An 18,223-nucleotide genomic window follows, 5' to 3' on the forward strand; every position below is an offset into this window, starting at 1 on the left:
ATTTTTAGACTATCAAATGCAAAATTGGACCGAAAAACACATAAAAATCAAATAAGCCTATAAAATTTTACAGACTCCTTTTTTTATAAAATTATATTTAGGTTATCCCAAACTTTTTATACTTCTAATTCCAATATATTATTGTTTAATCTAGGTGAATCATATGGCAACTAATGGAATTAGTGAGAATATTGAAGAATATTTGGAAGTTCTTTATCGTAATGGTAGTAATAAAGAACAAGTTTCTACCACTACATTATCTAAAGAATTAGGGATTGCACCTGGTAGTGTAACTCAAATGCTTAAAAAATTAGAAAAATTAAACTATGTTAATTATATTCCTTATAAAGGAGCTTCTTTAACTGATGAAGGTATGAAAATTGCTCAAAAAATAACAAGAAAACATAGAATTCTTGAAAAGTTTTTAACTGAAGTTTTAAATATTAAGCAAGAAAATGTTCATGAACAAGCTTGTAAAATGGAGCATACTTTATCAGATGAAGCTGAAAGAGCACTTTGTACAATGTTACATCATCCTGATTTAGGTCCTAGTGATGGTCTTATTCCAGCTTGTGATTTGGAATTTAGTAATTGTAGTCAATGTTACTCAGTTAAAGATTTTGATCAAGTTATAAATAGGAAATTTAATTTATTGTCTGTTTCAGAATTAAATTCAAGTACTGAAGGTATTGTGTCTTTTATTCGTGGAAATTCTGAACTTTTAGATGAAATTTCTGATTTGGGGATAACTGTTGGTTCAGATATTTATTATCATGATTATAGTGATGATTTGGATGTTTTTTTAGTGTCTATTGGTGATAAAGATATTGAATTATCAAAGGACATGGCAAATAATATTTTTATAAGAGTTTAACTCTTATTTCTTTTTTTTATAAAGATATATATAATATTGTAATCATAAATAAGTTCATTAAATATAATTTTTTCTTTTTATGGTGTTTTAATGCGCGGAAATTTATCTAATGATATTATATCTATAAAGATTGAAGAAGGTAGTAAAAGGCCTATAGCTTTACATGAAAAGAGTTTATTTGGTAAAATTGAAGCTGATACTTTAAATCTTTCTTTAATTGAAGCTTGTTATTTACTTGAAAAGGGTCGTTTAGATGTTTATGAAGATGATATTAAATGTAGTTTAGATTATCTCATTGATCTTTTAAAAAATAAAGAAATTTATGGAAAATACATTGTTTTCCGTGATTTAAAAGATCGTGGTTATGTTATTAAAACTGGATTTAAATATGGTTCTGATTTCCGTTTATATAATCGTGGAGGAGGTCCTGGAAAAGGACATTCTGATTATTTAGTTAAAATTGTTTATGAAACTTATGATATTAATGCACTTGATTTTTCAAGTTATGTTCGTGTTTCTCATGGTGTTAACAAGAAACTTCTTTTAGCTATTGTTGATGATGATTTAGATATTACATATTACAATGTTGAATGGACAAGACCATAGGTTTTAATTGAAGAAATGATTTATATTTTTACAAGTAATTATAGTTACTATTATAATTCTCAATCAAATATTTAATTTAATATAATTATTGAAGGTAAGGTGATTTATTTGATAGATCCATGGGCATCATCAAGTGTTGATTATGATAAATTAGTTAATCAGTTTGGAATTCAAAAATTTTCAGACTTGATTAATAATGTAAAAAATCCTCATAGATTAATGAAAAGAGGAGTAATATTTGGACATAGGGATTTTAATAAAGTTAATGATTTAATTAATAAAAATAATGATTTTGCAGTGGTAACTGGAATGATGCCAAGTGGTCAGATGCATATTGGTCATAAAATGGTTGTTGATCAATTAAAATGGTATCAAGATAATGGTGCGATGTTGTCATTACCTATTGCTGATTTGGAATCTTATGCTGCTAGAGATATGAGTTTTGAAAAAGCAAGGGATATTGCTGTTAATGAATATTTAACAAATTATATTGCTTTAGGTTTAGATTTAGAAAGAGATAATGTAAATGTTTATTTACAATCTAAAAATAATTCTCTTAGGGATTTGGCTTTTAAATCTTCTAAAAAAACTAATTTCAATGAATTAAAAGCAATTTATGGTTTTACTCAATCAACAAACATGGCACATATTCAAGCACCAATAGTTCAGGTAGCTGATATTTTACTTCCTCAAATTGAAGAATTTGGAGGTCCTAAAAATGTTGTAGTCCCTGTTGGTGTAGATCAAGATCCTCATATCAGATTAACTAGGGACATAGCTCATAAACTTAATGAAGAATATGGATTTATATCACCTTCATCAACATATCACAGATTTTTAACTGGTTTAAGTGGTGGTAAAATGAGTAGTAGTAAACCATCTACAGCTATTTACTTAAATGAAGATGGTGAAACTGCAGCTAAAAAAGTTAAAACAGCTAAAACTGGTGGTAGGGAAAGTTTAAAAGAACAACAGGAATTAGGTGGTCAGGTAGATAAATGTGTAATTTATGAAATGTTTGTATATCATTTAATTGATGATGATAATGAACTTGAAACAATACGTAATGAATGTTTAAATGGAACATTACGTTGTGGTGATTGTAAAGTAAAAGCTAGTGAATTAATGAGCGAAATGTTTGATAAAATACATGATAAACAGGATGAAGCTCGTGAAATAGCTAATAATTTGATATAATGTTAGATATTAAAACAGAGATTAAATCAGCTTTTTTAGAAAATAAAATAGCTATTTATATTTCAATTTTACTATTAATAGGTACTTTGATAGCAGGTTATCTTTTACAACCTTACTTACAAAGTATTTTTGATCCAGTTGTAAATAAATTAACTAATGATGTTAAAACTGGAGTTATAACTTTAACATTTCAAACAATATTTATAAATAACATTTTTATAGTTTTTAGAATGTTTGTATTTGGGATATTTTTCTGTTTTTCAGGAATTATTCTTGCATATAATGGTTTTTTTGTTGGTTATTATGTAGCTAGTTCTCCAAATTTCTTTAAGGTTTTAATGTATATCATACCTCATGGAATTTTTGAGTTTTCTTCATGTATATTGGCTACTGCAGCAGGATTTGTATTGTTCCATTTTTTATTTAAATTTATTTATAATATATCTAAACCAGATTTAGATTATATTAATTCAAAAAATAACTTTTATAATTTAACTTTCAGGGATAAAATAATGTATTCAATTGATAAAAATTATGTAAAATTAAAGCAGTCATTAATTTTACTTGGTATTGCAGTTGTTTTAATGGCAATAGCAGGTGTTGTTGAAGTTTATATAACAGTACCATTTGCAAATTTTATCCTTTCAATTTTTGGTTAAATTTTTATATTGATTATTATTAAAATAATATGTAGTGATTTTTTATGATTAGATGTGTTTCATGCGGAGAAGAGTATGACAATGATGAGATAATTTACACTTGTAAAAAGTGTGGATCTGTTCTTGAACTTGTTAGTGATTTCGATGTTTCTAAAGATATCTTTGATGGTAGGAAAGATACTTTATGGAAATTTAAAGAATGTATACCTGTAGATGAATCTAAAATTGTTTCTCTTAATGAAGGAGGAACTCCATTTTGTAAATGTGATAAATTAGGTGATGAATTAGGTATTAATTTATATGTTAAAGTTGAAGGATCAAATCCAACAGGAAGTTTTAAAGATAGGGGAATGACTGTCGGTATGACCAAAGCTATGGAACTAGGAGTTCATACTGTTGGTTGTGCTTCAACTGGAAATACATCTGCATCTCTTGCAGCATATGCAGCTAGAGCAGGTTTACGTTGTATTGTATTTTTACCATCTGGAAAAGTAGCTTTAGGAAAATTAGCACAGGCTATGTTCCATGGTGCAGAAGTAATGTCTATTAATGGAAACTTTGATGAAGCACTTGAAGCTATGACTGCTCTTGCATTAGAAAAACATCTTTACTTATTAAATTCAATTAACCCTTATAGATTAGAAGGTCAAAAAACAATTGGATATGAAATATTAAGAGATTTAGGTTGGCAATCTCCTGATAGAATTATTTTACCTGTAGGTAATGCAGGAAATATTTCAGCTATATGGAAAGGTGTTAAAGAATTTTATAATGCAGGTTTTGTTGATAGTGTACCTATGATGACTGGAATTCAGGCTGAAGGTGCATGCCCAGTTACTAATGCATTTAAAAAGCATGCTGATAAAGTTGTTCCGGTAGAAAACCCTGAAACAATAGCTACTGCAATACGTATAGGTGCTCCTGTAAGTGATATTAAAGCACTAAGAGCTATTTATGAATCTGATGGATATTCAGAAACCGTTAGTGATGAAGAGATTTTAGATGCTCAAAAATTATTAGCTAGAAAAGAAGGAATAGGTGTTGAACCAGCTTCTGCAGCTTCAATTGCAGGTCTTAAAAAATTATGTGAACAAGGTGTTGTGGATAAAGGTGAAACTGTAACTTGTGTAGTTACAGGTCATTTACTCAAAGATCCAAATACTGCAATTGATGCATGTACCAAACCAAAACAGGTAGATGCAGATATTGACACTTTAAGAAAAATTTTAATGAATAAATAGATTTTATTTGTTTTTAACTCTTTTTTTCTATTTTTAATTTTTATTTTTTTTATAAATAGTTTATATTATCATATTTTTATCTAATTTTTTATTTCAATTACTCTTGGAAAAACATTTTACTATTAAGTAATCAGCACTTTAAAGATTTCATATTTCACTTTATAGTATTGAAATTTTCTAAATTTAAGGAAAATATACCAATATATTTATATATGGGAAAGTTTAAACTATTTATATAAAAAAATGAGGTGTTAATTATGGAATTACCAATCGCTCCTGTAGGCAGGATATTAAAAAACGCTGGCGCTCAAAGAGTCAGTGATGACGCAAAAATTGCTTTAACTGAAGCTATCGAAGAATGTGGAAACGAAATCGCTCAAAAAGCTGTTGGATTTGCACGTCACGCAGGTAGAAAAACTGTTAAAGCAGAAGATATTAAATTAGCTATCAAATAGATTTGTTGATTAAATATCTGTTTTAGATAGTGATTATCTAATTACTATCTTCTTTTTTATTCTATTGTTTTTTTTATTGTAATTTTTCTTATTTTTATCTGATTTTAAAATGAATGAATATTTGTTTCATCTAAAAACACAAGTTATATACACATTTTAGGATTGTCTGTATTGGATTAATTAAGTAATTAAATTAAATTCATGGTGATTATAAACAAATGGTATTATTATTGTAAATTAAGATATTAGTTAAAGATTTACTTTTTGAATGATTTGAAGGATGAAATAAATATATTTGAAAGGGAAAAATATTTTTACTGAAAATTGCGTTTAATCTCAGCAATAAAAATTAATATTTGGAAAATAAGAAAATAAAGGAATTTGATTCATAAAAACACAATATTTGTACTGTAGTTATAGGAATCAATATAGGTTTTACATTTATAATTGAGATTTTTCTATTTTGTGGCATCCAATTTTTTTAGCAGTTTAGTTTACATTAGATTCAGGAAGTTTTAATTCATCACTTTCAGAAGAATTGCTTTTTCTTTTTAATTCTTTGCTTCTTTGTAATATATAATATTCCATTTGATTATTGAATTTGGTTTCATCTTTTTATAGCTTCTATAGATGATGTATAATGCATATATTCCTAAAGTTATAACACTAACAAACCAAGTTATAATCATTTTTCCTACTTTTCCATTTAAACCATAAAATAAACCTGCAATAAATATACTGGTCCACCAATATTTTTTTTGGTTAGTGATTCTTATATAATTTAATTCATCCATATCTTCAGCATTTGCAATTTTTTCTTTTAACAATGTCAGTTCTTCATCGAAAATCATGTAATCACATCTTATGTTTAATTTAATGGTTTATTGTTTATATAATTTTGTAAAATATCAATAAATTAAAACTTTAACTGCATAGTTAACTTTAAAATATTGTTATACATTTTTTTCTATTTGTATTCAGATATGATTAAGTATGTTTCTTGTAGAAAGATACATTTAAAATTTGACTATGGAAAAGTTTATAATAGTTCACAACCTATTTTAATAGATAACTATCATGGAATAGTTTGTAAATTGATTTAAGGGAGGTATTGTAATGATTACATGCAGTGTTTGTGGCCATTTAAATGATTCTTCAAGAGTAATATGTGAAAAATGTGGGTCTGATTTATCAGATGATCTTGATTGGGAAATGGACTTCGATGACGATGATGAGTTATAGTATATACTAAAATTCTATACTTGTTATGCATAATGGATAAATTTATTGTGTGCGAAAACATTTAGTAAAACAGTATAATGTCCAAAAGATTTTATGAATAATTTTTTTACTTATTAAAAAAAGTTTTAGGAGAAAAAATCTCCTTTTAAAATTGATTATTTGGGAATTTAAAAGTTTTTTTTTGATTTTATTTTCCAAATTCTGTTTTTATTTGTTTAATTGATTCAATGTTTAATTGAGTTATTTTTGCTATTTGTTTTATGGTGTAGTTTTCTTTTAGCATGTTTTTTGCAGTATTTATTTTTTCTTCTTGTTTCCCTTTTTCGTAGTCTTCTTGTCTCCATTTATCTATTACTCTCATAGTATCCCTCAATATGTTTGTTAATTTTTTGTGCTGTCTTTCATTTTGATAAATTTTTCTACTATTAATAATTCTACTCCAAATACAAAATCACTACTGCATTTCATTGATTTTCTTACTTCATCTAAGGTTTTCACTGTTTTTTCTATTTGTTTGTTTAATGGTTTTTTGAGCTCATAAATGGGGCTAGAGCTAAATTCAGCATTTCATGCCTGGTTATTTTTTGATTATTTTTTATTTTATTTTCTATATTATTTATAATTTTATCACCATCAAAATCTTTTAGTGATACTATTGGAATTGTAAAAATACAGTCTTTATTTATTTTATACTCTTTTATTTTTGTTTTCTCAGCAGTACTGATGACTATTAGTATAATTGGTTTATTATTTCTTTTTGCATAATCTACAAGGGCAGTGTATAATCTGTATCATTTTTCATCCATTGTTTTTACAGTTGTTGATTGGAATTCGGTTAGTACAATTAAATGGTCTAATTCAAGTATCATGTCTGTTTTATAGATTTTAGGATCTAATTCTATCAATTCTGTAGGATTATATGTTAAATTTTTAGATTTGAAGTCTATTTCTTTTATATTTGCATTTGATTCTTTAAGAAGTTTCAATAATCCAAAGCCATCTTCTTTTGTAGCATACTTGAATAATTGATCTTCACCATGATGAACCATTTTTTCACTCCTTATTTTGTTAATTGTAGTAGGTATTATGAACTAAATAGTATTTAAAATAGTTAGTTTTTAAAAATAACAATTTTTAGCTCTTAATACAAAATTTTAAATGTAAATAAATAGTATGATTGTAATATAGTAGAGGGGGATGTTAAATTATAGGGATATGTAATTTATTTTGAATAGGTTTAGTTGGAATTGTGAACTTTAGTTAGTTTTACAAGGAATTTCTTATTTGGATTTTTCAAAACTATTAAAAACTAGGTTGTATAATATTAATTTAGTTAACTTATTTTTAGTAAGAAGTATGGAAAACATTTATATGTAATAAAAACATACTTAATACTGTCTAGTTCTCTAGAATTATTTCATTAATTACTAAATTTTTATTTTTAGTTTTGCTAAAAATTATATGAAATTCAGAAGTATTTGTATTGAAAGTTTAACCTCTCTTTTTTTTATTATGAGGTTATATTTAGTGATATATGAATGTATTCAAGAATTAGTATTATTAAAAACTATAAAATTATTCGCTCATTGAATAATTTGAGTAATTTCTATAGTTAAAATAATATAACTATATATAATTACGAATATTATAATTCAAGGAATTATAATATCTGCCGATGGATGGCATAGCCAGATGAAAAAGGAGGTATATATTATGGCAAAAGCAATTTATGTAAAATTTGATACACCTGAAGAATTAGCTAATCAAGCTGAAGAAGCATTAAAAACCGCACAAGACAGTGGTAAAGTAGCAAAAGGAACTAACGAAGTAACTAAATTTATCGAAAGAGGAGATGCAGCACTTGTTGTTATTGCAGAAGATGTTGATCCTGCTGAAATTGTTGCACACATTCCTGTTCTTGCTGATGAAAAAGAAATTCCTTACATTTACTTACCTACTAAAGAACAAGTTGGTGGAGCTGCAGGTTTAACTGTTGGTACTGCATCTGCTTGTATTGTTGACGCTGGAGACGCTGAAGGCGACGTAGCTGAAATTGTTGAAAAAATCGCAGAATTAAAAGAATAAATCTTCTTTTTTGAGGATTAAAAGGTGATTTATATGGAAGAAGCTACTCCTGCTGAAGTCATTAATGTTTTAAAAAGAACTGGTATGACTGGTGAGGTTATGCAAATTAAATGCAGAATCCTCGATGGTAGAGATAAAGGAAGAATTTTAACAAGAAACATTATGGGTCCTGTAAGAGAAGGAGACATTTTAATGTTACTTGATACAATTAGAGAAGCTAAGGAAATTAAAACTCCTTAAGAAGGTGTAAGAACATGAGGACTTGTTCATTCTGTAATAAAGAAATAGAAGAAGGTACTGGAAAAATGTACGTTAAAAAAGATGGTTCTATTTATTTCTTTTGTAGCAGTAAATGTGAAAAAAACATGATTAAACTCGGAAGAGTTCCAAGAAAAGTTAAATGGGTTAAAGAATGATTCAAAAAAGTTTTGTAATGATGAAACCAGACGCTGTTCAAAGACGTCTTATGGGTAAAATATTATCCCGTTTTGAAGAAAAAGGTCTTCAAATCGTTGCTGTAAAATTAATGCAAATTGATGAAGATTTAGCAAAAACTCATTATGGAGAACATGCAGATAAACCATTTTTCGGTAGTTTAATTGAATATATTACTTCTTCACCATCTCTTGCTATGGTAATTGAAGGAGAAGAAGCTATTAGTACTATCAGAAAATTAGTTGGAGCAACTAATCCTTTAGAAGCAGATCTCGGAACTATTAGAGGAGATTTCGCTATGGATACAGGTAGAAACATTATTCATGCTTCTGACTCTCCAGACTCTGCAAAAAGAGAAATCAATTTATTCTTTAATGAAGATGAAATTTGCGATTATGAAATCGTTGATAACAAATTAATTTACGAATAATTATTATTTAAGATAACATGAAAATCAGATCCCCAATTGTATCAGTTTTAGGACATGTAGACCATGGTAAAACAACTTTATTAGATTATATTAGAGGTAGTACTATTGCAGCTAAGGAGGCTGGAGGTATTACTCAGCATATTGGTGCTACTGAGATTCCTAATGATACTATTGAAAATATCTGTGGAGATTTCATATCAAAATTAGCTATTAAAGATTTAATTCCTGGTTTATTTTTCATTGATACTCCAGGACATGCGGCATTTACTAGTTTAAGAAAACGTGGTGGTGCTTTAGCTGATTTAGCTGTATTGATTTTAGATGTTAATGATGGATTTAAGCCACAAACTTATGAAGCATTGAACATTCTTAAAATGTATAAAACTCCATTTATTGTAGTAGCTAACAAAATTGATAGGCTTTTTGGTTGGGAAGTTCATGAAGGTGCTTCTTTTAGAGAAACATTTTCTAAACAAGCTAAAAGTGTTCAACAAGATTTGGACACTAAAATTTATGAGATTGTTGGTGAACTTCATAAAGAAGGATTCCAATCTGAAAGATTTGATAGAGTAAGTAATTTTGCTTCTCAGATTAGTATTATTCCAATTAGTGCGAGAAGTGGTGAAGGAGTTATAGAAGTTTTAGCTATGCTCTTAGGACTTGCTCAGGAATATTTAACTGAACAGCTTGAAATTGATGAGAACGCTCCTGCTAAAGGTACTGTTTTAGAAATTAAAGAAGAAACGGGCTTAGGAGTTACTCTTGATGCTATTATTTATGATGGTGTTTTAAGAACTAATGATGAAATAGCTTTAATGTTATCTTCAGAAGATGTATTGGTAACTAAGATTAGATCTATTTTAAGACCTCTACCTCTTGAGGAAATGAGGGATTCTAAAAAGAAATTTAGAAAATTAGATGAAGTTGTTGCAGCTGCAGGTATTAAAATAGCTGCACCTCATTTAGATGATGTTGTTTCAGGTTCACCACTTAGAGTTTTAAATGATGAGACTGATGTTGAACAAGAGATTTTAAATGAAATTGATAATATTACTATTGATACAGAAGATGAAGGTATTTTAGTTAAAGCAGATACTATTGGTTCTTTGGAAGCTGTTGTTAAATTGTTAAGGGAAATGGATATTCCAATTCGTGCAGCAGATATTGGTGATGTGAATCGTAGAGATATTATTAACTCTTCAATTGCATACGATGAAAATGAGATACATGGAGCAATTATTGCTTTTAATGTAGATGTTCATCCAAATTCCGAAGAAGATCTTAATAATTCTGAAGTTAAACTCTTTTCTGGAGATGTAATTTATCAGATTATTGAAGAATATGAGGAATGGATTAAGCAAAAAGAAGAAGATAAGAAGAAAGCATTTTATGATGCTATAATTAAACCTGCAAAATTTGTTTCACTTCCAAAATTAGTGTTCCGTCAAAGTAAACCCGCTATTGTTGGTATTGAATCTTTAAGTGGAACTATTAAACAAGGTCAACAATTAATTAATAAAGATGGTCATGTTGTAGGTTCAATAGCTAGTATGGAAGATAATGGTGATACATTACCTGATATTTCTAGAGGTCAAAGGGTAGCTATGGCAATTAAAGATGCTATAGTTGGAAAAGATTTTGAAGAAGGCGACGAGTTATACGTTGATATTCCAGAAAAACATTATAAATACATTGAAAGAGAATTTAAGGATAAATTAACTGAAGATGAATTTGAAACTTTATATGAGTTTTTAGAAATTAAACGTAAACAAGATCCTGATTGGGGAAGTTTTGGTCTTTTTGAATAATAATGAATTTTTTATAAAACAATTTAAAGGAGGAATACCATGGCATACAAAGTAGTTGTATCTCAAAAAGAGGTAACTCATCAAATTGAAGTTGAAGATGGCAAAGCTCTTAATGGTTTAGTTATTGGAGATGAATTTGATGGTGCAATCGTTGGTTTAGACGGTTACACTTTAAAAGTAACTGGTGGTGCTGATAAAAATGGATTTACCATGAAAAAAGATGTCCCAGGTACTAGAAGAATCAAAAGTTTATTAAGTGGTGGTATTGGTTATCATCCTAAAGCTGACGGTGTAAAAAGGAGAAAAACCGTAAGAGGAAATACCATTGCTGATGATATTGTACAAGTTAACACTGTTGTTGTTTCAGCTGGAAGCAAAGCTATAGCTGATATTCTTGGTGTTGGCGATGAAGAGGAAGAATAGTTTTACTATTTTTCTTATTTTAACTTTTACTCAAATTTAAAATTATATAAAAAAGGTGGTTATCTGTGAACGTACAGTCAGATGTAAACATAGGTTTAGTTGGTCATGTGGACCACGGTAAGACTACTCTTACCAAAGCATTATCAGGAATATGGACTGATACTCACAGTGAAGAAACAAAAAGAGGTATTTCAATTCGTTTAGGTTATGCTGACATTGAATTTAGAAAATGTCCAGATTGTGAAGAGCCTATGTGTTATACTACCTCTAAAACTTGTGAAAACTGTGGAAGCGAGACAGAATTAGTTAGAAAAGTATCATTTGTTGATGCTCCAGGTCACGAAACCTTAATGGCGACTATGTTATCTGGTGCTGCAATAATGGATGGTGCAGTTTTAGTAATTGCTGCAAATGAATATTGCCCACAACCACAAACTAAAGAACACTTAATGGCACTTGATGTTATTGGTGTTAAAGATGTTATTGTAGTTCAAAATAAAATTGATATTGTTTCAAAAGAAAGAGCTATTGAAAGTTATCATGAAATTAAAGATTTTGTTAAAGGAACTTGTGCAGAAGATGCTCCAATTATACCAGTATCTGCTCAACAAGGAGCTAATATGGATATTTTAATTGAAGCTATGCTTAAAAGAATTAAAACTCCTGAAAGAAGTTTGGATAAAACTCCTTTAATGCATGTTGCAAGATCTTTTGATATTAATAAACCAGGTTCTGGTGCTGATAAAGTCAAAGGTGGAGTTATTGGTGGAACTTTAGTTCAAGGTACTTTTAAGCTTGGAGATACTATTGAAATAAGACCTGGAATTACAAATAACAATAAAAGAATAACCTTGAAATCTGAAATTATCGGTCTTGAAGCTAATGGAAAAGATGTTGAAGAAATAGGTCCTGGTGGGCTTATTGGTGTAGCTACAAAATTAGATCCATCATTAACTAAAGCAGATTCATTATCTGGTTCTGTTGCTGGAGCAGTAGATACATTACCGGATGTTTTAGATAGTTTTTCAATGGAAGCACATTTACTTGATAGAGTAGTAGGTACAAAAGAAGAACGTGATGTAGCTCCAATTAAACTTAAAGAACCTTTAATGATTAATTGTGGTACTACAACTACTATTGGTGTTGTTACATCTACTAAGAAAAACAGTGTTGAAGTTGCTCTTAAATTACCTGTTTGTGCTAGTCCTGGAGACAGGGTGGCTTTAAGCCGTAGAGTAGGTGCTCGTTGGAGATTAATTGGTTATGGAATTATTATATAGAGGGGAATAATGGAGTCTAAAGAAGTTGTGATTGATACCAATTTTTTTATGGTTCCTTTTCAATTTAATGTCGATATAATCGATGAACTTGGAAAAGCATTACCTTCATATAAATTAACAACTCCAATCTTTGTTATCAATGAATTAAAAGGTTTAAAAAGAAATAACAAAGGTAAAACTAGGCTAAATGCAGATTTAGCTCTAAAGTTAGCTAATTCTTCCAATATTGAAATAAAGGATATTTCATTAGAAAATAATGAAACTGTGGATGATGCGTTACTTAGAGTTTCAGAAGTTTTAGCTACAAATGATATTGAATTAAAAAATCGTGCTAAAAACAAAGGCATAACAGTAGCATATCTAAGGCAAAAAAAGTATATAGCTATTGATGGAAAAATATAAAATTAGACTTATTAATTTATCATAAAATTAATTATAGGTGATTTAAGTGAATTTATGGAGTGAAATTGAATCAGGTTCAGACATTCCTGATGTTGTAACAGCAGTTATTGAAGTACCTAAAGGTTCAAGAAACAAATATGAATATGATAAGGAAAAAGAAGCTTTTATGTTAGATAGAGTATTATATTCTCCTGTTGTTTATCCAGCAGACTATGGTTTCATACCTAAATCTATATATGATGATGGTGATCCTATGGATATTCTTGTTCTTATGGAGCAACCTACATTCCCAGGATGTCTTATTGAAGCAAGACCTATTGGAATTATGGGTATGATTGATGGTGGGGATAAAGATTATAAAATTTTAGCTGTACCAGAAGATGACCCACGTTTTAGTGATGTTCAAGATATTGATGATGTTCCAAGTCATTTATTAAAAGAAATTGAACATTTCTTTTCAGTTTATAAGAATCTTGAGGGAAAAGAAGTTGAAACTAAAGGTTGGGAAGATAAAGAAGTAGCTAAAAAAGAACTTTTAAGATCTTTAGAAATGTATAAAGAAAAATACGAATAGAGGGATTGTTTTGTATTACATGACTAAAATTGAGGATACTGTAAGAATACCTCCATATAGGTTTGATGATCCTCTTGAAGAAGTAGCTATTCAAACTTTAAATGAGACATATAATAGTCGTTTAGATAAAAAATTAGGCTTACTTATTTGTGTTAATGAAATTGAAGAAATTGGTGAAGGTAGACTCATCATGGGAGATGGAGCTTCTTACCATAATGTTGTGTTTAATGCAATATTCTTCAAACCTGAACAACAAGAAGTTATTGATGGTGAAGTAATAGAGATAGCTGAATTTGGTGCTTTTGTTAGAATTGGACCTATGGATGGTTTGGTTCATGTTTCTCAAGTTACTGATGATTATATTAACTATGATTCTAAAAGAGGAGCACTCCTTGCAAAAGAATCTAATAAAACTTTAGATGAAGGAGATTTAGTTAGGACTAGGATTGTAGCTATCAGTCTTAAAGATAATTCTACTAAAAATACTAAAATAGGTCTTACTATGAGGCAAACTAATTTAGGTAGATTTGAATGGATTGAAGAAGCTAAAAATAAAAGTAAGAAGGCTAAATCATGAATGCTTGTACAGTTTGTAAATATATTACTGATAAAGAACGTTGTCCAATTTGTGGTAATCCAACTTCAGATAATTGGAGTGGTCTTTTAATAATTACAAAACCTGAAGAATCTGAGTTAGCTAAAGAATTAGATATTGAATTAGCTGGCGAATATTGTTTAAGAGTAAGGTAGAGGTTTTATTGTGTTACGTTTAGATGCAGAATTAAATAAGGATACTATTTTGGCACTTAAAAGGCCACTAGGTAAATTGTATTCTGACTTTGAAGATGCTATTGACGAAATTAAATCTTCTGAGTTTTTAATTTCTGTTGGTGATGCAACTTTTAATAACCTTGCTAAATATGAATTATATCCTGATATAGGTATAATTGATAATTTAATTCAAAGAAAAAGTCATACTCATGAAGTTATCAAGGCAGAAAATATTTTAAAAGCTGAAAACCCTGCAGGAACCATTACTGATGATCTATGGGAAACCATAGGCCAAGCTATGGATTTATCTGGCGATGGAAATTGTCATGTAATTGAAGTAGACGGGGAAGAAGATCTTGCAGTTCTTCCTTGCATCTTAATGGCTAGTGATAATACTACTATCTTGTATGGTCAACCAAATGAAGGTTTGGTACTTTTAAAAGTTTGTGATGCTAAAGATCATGCTCAAAATCTTATTGATACTTTTATTAAAGAATAAAAATTTAAAGAGGGTTAATTATGGAAATTGATATTTTTGAAGATAAGGAAAATAAAGTTTTTAACAGAAGAGAAATAAAATTCTATGTTGAATATGAAGGAGAAGCTACTCCAAAAATTACTGATATTAAAAGTAAATTAGTAGCTTTATTAAATTCTAAAAAAGATGCTACTGTTGTAGATAATGTACAACCTCATTATGGTGAACCTAAAGCATTAGGTTATGCTAAAGTTTATGACACTGTAGAAGATTTAGAATACATTGAAACTAAAAGTGTAATAGCTAAAAATGCTGAAGCAGCTCCTGAAGCTGAAGATGACGAAGAATAAGGTGATTTCATGGTAAAAAAATCTGATCTTTACAAAGTAGATGGCGATAAACTCGAAAGAAAAAACCCAGTTTGTCCTCGTTGTTCTGATGGCGTATTTATGGCTGATCATGGTAATAGATATGCATGTGGTAAATGTGGATATACTGAAATGAAAAAAGATTAAATAATCTTTTTTTACAACTATTTTTTTTATAAAATTTATTTTTAAGAAGGGAGTCTTGTGAATTTAAGAAGCGGTAGACTTAAAACTGAAATGACTGATGAAGCTGCAGAATATACTTCATCACTTGAATTTGATAAAATTATTTTTGAAGCTGATATTAAGACTAATTTTGCACATACTTTAATGTTAAAAGAAGAGAATATCATTGATGGTGAAATAGCGGATAATATTTTAGGTGCTCTTGACCAGTTAAAGGAAGATGGTTATAATGAGCTTGTTTTTGACCCTTCTGTTGAAGATATTCACATGGCTATTGAAAATTATGTTACTGATAAAATAGGTCCAACTGCAGGTTTTATGCATACAGCTAAATCACGTAATGACCAAGTAGCTACTGATGTTAGGTTAGTTCTTCGTGATAAAATTACTGAAACTCAAATTGGTATTTTAGAATTTATGGAAGGTTTAGTTGAAAAAGCAGGAAATCACTTGGAGACTGTTTTTATTGGTTATACTCATCTTCAACATGCACAACCAATTACAATAGCTCATCATTTAATGGCTCATGTACAAGCACTTAAAAGAGATTATGAACGTTTAGAAGATACTTATAAACGTGTTAATTTAAATCCTTTGGGTTCTGCAGCTATGACTACAACTAGTTTTCCTATTAATAGACAGTTAACTACAGATTTACTTGGATTTGATGCATATCTTGAAAACTCAATGGATGGTGTTTCTTCAAGAGATTTTATATCTGAAACTGTTTTTGATTTGTCTGCATTATGTACAACATTATCTAAAATTTGTGAAGAACTTATTTTATGGAGTACTTATGAATTTGGTATTATAGAAATGGCTGATGAATATTCATCTACATCATCTATCATGCCTCAAAAGAAAAATCCTGATGTTGCTGAACTTGCAAGAGCTAAATCAACTATTGTAAATGGTGAACTTGTAACTATTTTAACTATTTTAAAAGCAATTCCTTACACCTATAATAGGGATTTACAAGAAATCACTCCGCACTTATGGAATGCAGTTAAAGTGACTCAAGATACTTTATCTATAGTTACAAAAATGTTACTTTCTGTTAAATTTAATGAAGACAGATGTTTAGAGTTAGCTGGAACTAATTTTGCTACAGCTACTGATTTAGCAGATATTATGGTTCGTGAAAAACAAATACCATTTAGGACAGCTCATAAAATTGTTGGAAGGATAGTTAATGAAGCTAGTGCAAGTGGATTAAAAGAAGCAGATATTACTTCTGAATATATTGATAATATTGCTTTAGAACTTGGTTTTGAAAAATTATGTCTTGATGATAGTTTAGTCCAAAAAGCTCTTAATCCATTAGAAAATGTTAAAATGAGAACTGTTCCAGGTGGTCCTTCTCCAACTATGGTTGAAATAGCTAGGGATAATATTAAGGACTTTTTAAATGAAGAGTTTGAGAAGAAAGGTATTTAATTTTCTTCACATTCTTCATCAATATCTTTTTTTGTATGTTTTTGTGATTCAATAAAGGATTCATGTATTTCTTTAGACATTTCTTCATTTCCTTCAATAATTGGCCCTGTGTAATCACAGTCATGACATTCCCATGTTGACCAGTTTTGAGGAATAATCCATTTCACATTTTTTGATCCACAACGTGGGCATATTTTAAATAACATATTTTACACACTCCTAGTCTTTTGTATTGTAGAAACTCCATATTAAGTCAAGAGCTTCACCTACTTCCAGTGCTGATGATCTAGTTTCTCTTAATATTCTTTGAATTGAATATTTTTTTAGATAAGGATATTTTCTGTGAACTTCATATAGTAACGGACAACCAAATCCACTAAATGATTGTAGGTTAAACTGTTTAGACAACGATTTATTTTCTTGTTTTCCAACAGATAAACTTGCAGGGAGGTTAAGACGATATATTCCATTTTCCTGTGGAGTTATACATTGTGTTCCTGTAGATAACATATCTCCAAAAATAACTATTGGAATGTTATTAGTTATTGCATATTCATTTATTAATTTTTCAGTATTTTTAGAACATCTTCCACAAGGATGAAATCTTCCATTTAATGATTCGTTAATTAGTTCATTATAATCTGCTTTGATGTATTCGTGTTTTACATTTAATTCATCAGTTAATTTTTTTATATTTTTCTTATATTGGTTTGGTAGTATAATAGTTCCAGGGTCAATTGTAATAGATAGGGGGTTAAATCCTAAATATTTTGCAAGAATTAATGAAAAACTACTATCTACTCCTCCAGATAATGCAACTATTGCTTCGGTATTTTCTGATTCTTTAAATGCATTATTTTTAAAGTAGCTGTTGTAATCAAAATTGTAAATATTTTCTAATTTGGCATTTAATATTTTTTTCAAGTTTTTGATTCCTGTAAGGTTAGAATTAAATTCGTCTATTGTTCTTTTAGAAAGTTTTAATTTATACTCTTTAACTAGGAAGTCTCCATAACTTTCTACATGAATGCTGTTTATTTTTAATTTTTCTCTTAGTTTTCCAACAACCCATCCTCCTTTTCCAATGATGGCTGATTTATCTGGTCTGTCTTCAGTGATTATCCACATTTCGTTTTCTTGTTTGTTGTAATAGATATCTTTTATGTGGATTTTAAGTTCTTCATGACCTATTTGTTTTCTTACTTGATTTATTTCTTCTAATAATTTTTCTTTAGTGTACAAATTTTTCACCAAATTCAAATCTTTTCTTAC

24 protein-coding genes and 2 pseudogenes are annotated in these 18,223 nt (G+C 28.8%); 22 read left to right on the forward strand and 4 right to left on the reverse strand.

Going from position 1 to position 18,223, the window contains the following annotated elements; translation table 11 throughout:
• The first annotated feature begins 163 nt into the window (after positions 1 to 163).
• From Q0984_RS07755 to Q0984_RS07780, 6 genes are all read left to right on the forward strand, one after another.
• Positions 164 to 874 (forward strand): metal-dependent transcriptional regulator, encoded by a 711-nt coding sequence (locus Q0984_RS07755; protein WP_299526067.1) that lies wholly within the window; start codon positions 164 to 166, stop codon positions 872 to 874.
• Positions 875 to 964: 90 nt separating this feature from the next.
• The gene (gene endA, locus Q0984_RS07760; RefSeq protein ID WP_299526069.1) at positions 965 to 1,480 is read left to right on the forward strand and encodes a tRNA-intron lyase; all 516 of its coding nucleotides are present in this window, start codon (positions 965 to 967) and stop codon (positions 1,478 to 1,480) included.
• A gap of 108 nt (positions 1,481 to 1,588) precedes the next feature.
• Positions 1,589 to 2,677 carry a tryptophan--tRNA ligase gene (locus Q0984_RS07765; protein ID WP_299526072.1) on the forward strand — a complete coding sequence of 363 codons (1,089 nt, stop codon included), beginning with the start codon at positions 1,589 to 1,591 and terminating at the stop codon, positions 2,675 to 2,677.
• Complete coding sequence (locus Q0984_RS07770; RefSeq protein ID WP_299526075.1) at positions 2,677 to 3,336, forward strand: stage II sporulation protein M; 660 nt, start codon at positions 2,677 to 2,679, stop codon at positions 3,334 to 3,336. The genes Q0984_RS07765 and Q0984_RS07770 overlap by 1 nt, the downstream gene beginning before the upstream one ends.
• Positions 3,337 to 3,380: 44 nt before the next feature.
• Positions 3,381 to 4,577: a threonine synthase gene (gene thrC / locus Q0984_RS07775; protein WP_299526078.1), complete on the forward strand. Its 1,197-nt coding sequence runs from the start codon at positions 3,381 to 3,383 to the stop codon at positions 4,575 to 4,577.
• A gap of 257 nt (positions 4,578 to 4,834) precedes the next feature.
• The gene (locus tag Q0984_RS07780) at positions 4,835 to 5,032 is read left to right on the forward strand and encodes a histone family protein (protein WP_004034256.1); all 198 of its coding nucleotides are present in this window, start codon (positions 4,835 to 4,837) and stop codon (positions 5,030 to 5,032) included.
• A gap of 489 nt (positions 5,033 to 5,521) precedes the next feature.
• On the opposite strand, the pseudogene Q0984_RS07785 reads toward Q0984_RS07780, so the two are convergent.
• A pseudogene (locus Q0984_RS07785) lies at positions 5,522 to 5,883 on the reverse strand (hypothetical protein).
• A gap of 265 nt (positions 5,884 to 6,148) precedes the next feature.
• Between Q0984_RS07785 and Q0984_RS07790 the strand changes: the two are divergent.
• Entirely contained in the window at positions 6,149 to 6,274 is a 126-nt protein-coding gene (locus tag Q0984_RS07790; RefSeq protein ID WP_299526081.1) for a hypothetical protein, read from the forward strand.
• 187 nt (positions 6,275 to 6,461) lie between these two features.
• Here Q0984_RS07790 and Q0984_RS07795 read toward each other — a convergent pair.
• Positions 6,462 to 7,323: pseudogene (locus Q0984_RS07795) on the reverse strand (hypothetical protein).
• A gap of 664 nt (positions 7,324 to 7,987) precedes the next feature.
• Between Q0984_RS07795 and rpl7ae the strand changes: the two are divergent.
• The 15 genes from rpl7ae to argH all read left to right on the forward strand — a co-directional run bounded on the left by rpl7ae (position 7,988) and on the right by argH (position 16,951).
• A complete protein-coding gene (rpl7ae, locus tag Q0984_RS07800) occupies positions 7,988 to 8,359 on the forward strand; it encodes a 50S ribosomal protein L7Ae (RefSeq protein ID WP_011953752.1) in 372 nt (123 codons plus the stop codon).
• 33 nt (positions 8,360 to 8,392) lie between these two features.
• Positions 8,393 to 8,599, forward strand: coding sequence for a 30S ribosomal protein S28e (locus tag Q0984_RS07805; protein WP_004034241.1), 207 nt, complete (start codon positions 8,393 to 8,395; stop codon positions 8,597 to 8,599).
• Between the two features lie 14 nt (positions 8,600 to 8,613).
• Positions 8,614 to 8,775, forward strand: a complete 162-nt coding sequence (locus Q0984_RS07810; protein WP_004034240.1) for a 50S ribosomal protein L24e — start codon at positions 8,614 to 8,616, stop codon at positions 8,773 to 8,775.
• Positions 8,772 to 9,224, forward strand: coding sequence for a nucleoside-diphosphate kinase (ndk, locus tag Q0984_RS07815; protein WP_299526089.1), 453 nt, complete (start codon positions 8,772 to 8,774; stop codon positions 9,222 to 9,224). Before Q0984_RS07810 ends, ndk begins: the two co-directional genes overlap by 4 nt.
• Positions 9,225 to 9,241: 17 nt before the next feature.
• The gene (gene infB / locus Q0984_RS07820) at positions 9,242 to 11,032 is read left to right on the forward strand and encodes a translation initiation factor IF-2 (RefSeq protein ID WP_299526092.1); all 1,791 of its coding nucleotides are present in this window, start codon (positions 9,242 to 9,244) and stop codon (positions 11,030 to 11,032) included.
• A gap of 39 nt (positions 11,033 to 11,071) precedes the next feature.
• Positions 11,072 to 11,455 carry a 30S ribosomal protein S6e gene (locus Q0984_RS07825; RefSeq protein WP_299526095.1) on the forward strand — a complete coding sequence of 128 codons (384 nt, stop codon included), beginning with the start codon at positions 11,072 to 11,074 and terminating at the stop codon, positions 11,453 to 11,455.
• A 65-nt stretch (positions 11,456 to 11,520) separates the two neighbouring features.
• Positions 11,521 to 12,735 carry a translation initiation factor IF-2 subunit gamma gene (locus Q0984_RS07830; protein WP_299526097.1) on the forward strand — a complete coding sequence of 405 codons (1,215 nt, stop codon included), beginning with the start codon at positions 11,521 to 11,523 and terminating at the stop codon, positions 12,733 to 12,735.
• Positions 12,736 to 12,744: 9 nt separating this feature from the next.
• On the forward strand, positions 12,745 to 13,137 hold the full coding sequence (locus Q0984_RS07835; protein WP_299526099.1) for a PIN domain-containing protein: 393 nt from the start codon (positions 12,745 to 12,747) through the stop codon (positions 13,135 to 13,137).
• Between the two features lie 46 nt (positions 13,138 to 13,183).
• Complete coding sequence (locus Q0984_RS07840) at positions 13,184 to 13,711, forward strand: inorganic diphosphatase (protein WP_299526101.1); 528 nt, start codon at positions 13,184 to 13,186, stop codon at positions 13,709 to 13,711.
• A gap of 19 nt (positions 13,712 to 13,730) precedes the next feature.
• Positions 13,731 to 14,288, forward strand: coding sequence for a DNA-directed RNA polymerase (locus Q0984_RS07845; RefSeq protein WP_299526104.1), 558 nt, complete (start codon positions 13,731 to 13,733; stop codon positions 14,286 to 14,288).
• Complete coding sequence (spt4, locus tag Q0984_RS07850) at positions 14,285 to 14,461, forward strand: transcription elongation factor subunit Spt4 (RefSeq protein WP_299526107.1); 177 nt, start codon at positions 14,285 to 14,287, stop codon at positions 14,459 to 14,461. The genes Q0984_RS07845 and spt4 overlap by 4 nt, the downstream gene beginning before the upstream one ends.
• A gap of 10 nt (positions 14,462 to 14,471) precedes the next feature.
• Positions 14,472 to 14,981, forward strand: a complete 510-nt coding sequence (locus Q0984_RS07855; RefSeq protein WP_299526109.1) for a GTP-dependent dephospho-CoA kinase family protein — start codon at positions 14,472 to 14,474, stop codon at positions 14,979 to 14,981.
• A 20-nt stretch (positions 14,982 to 15,001) separates the two neighbouring features.
• Positions 15,002 to 15,310, forward strand: coding sequence for a 30S ribosomal protein S24e (locus Q0984_RS07860; protein ID WP_299526112.1), 309 nt, complete (start codon positions 15,002 to 15,004; stop codon positions 15,308 to 15,310).
• Positions 15,311 to 15,319: 9 nt separating this feature from the next.
• Positions 15,320 to 15,475, forward strand: coding sequence for a 30S ribosomal protein S27ae (locus Q0984_RS07865; RefSeq protein WP_299526114.1), 156 nt, complete (start codon positions 15,320 to 15,322; stop codon positions 15,473 to 15,475).
• A 57-nt stretch (positions 15,476 to 15,532) separates the two neighbouring features.
• Positions 15,533 to 16,951: an argininosuccinate lyase gene (gene argH, locus Q0984_RS07870; protein WP_299526117.1), complete on the forward strand. Its 1,419-nt coding sequence runs from the start codon at positions 15,533 to 15,535 to the stop codon at positions 16,949 to 16,951.
• Here the strand turns inward: argH and Q0984_RS07875 are convergent.
• Together Q0984_RS07875 and Q0984_RS07880 are read right to left on the reverse strand one after the other, a co-directional pair.
• A complete protein-coding gene (locus tag Q0984_RS07875) occupies positions 16,948 to 17,157 on the reverse strand; it encodes a hypothetical protein (protein ID WP_299526120.1) in 210 nt (69 codons plus the stop codon). The two genes, argH and Q0984_RS07875, sit on opposite strands and share 4 nt — an antisense overlap.
• 13 nt (positions 17,158 to 17,170) lie before the next feature.
• Positions 17,171 to 18,202 (reverse strand): ATPase, encoded by a 1,032-nt coding sequence (locus Q0984_RS07880; protein ID WP_299526123.1) that lies wholly within the window; start codon positions 18,200 to 18,202, stop codon positions 17,171 to 17,173.
• Between the last annotated feature and the right edge of the window lie 21 nt (positions 18,203 to 18,223).

The organism is uncultured Methanobrevibacter sp. (genome assembly GCF_934746965.1).
Taxonomy (GTDB): domain Archaea; phylum Methanobacteriota; class Methanobacteria; order Methanobacteriales; family Methanobacteriaceae; genus Methanocatella.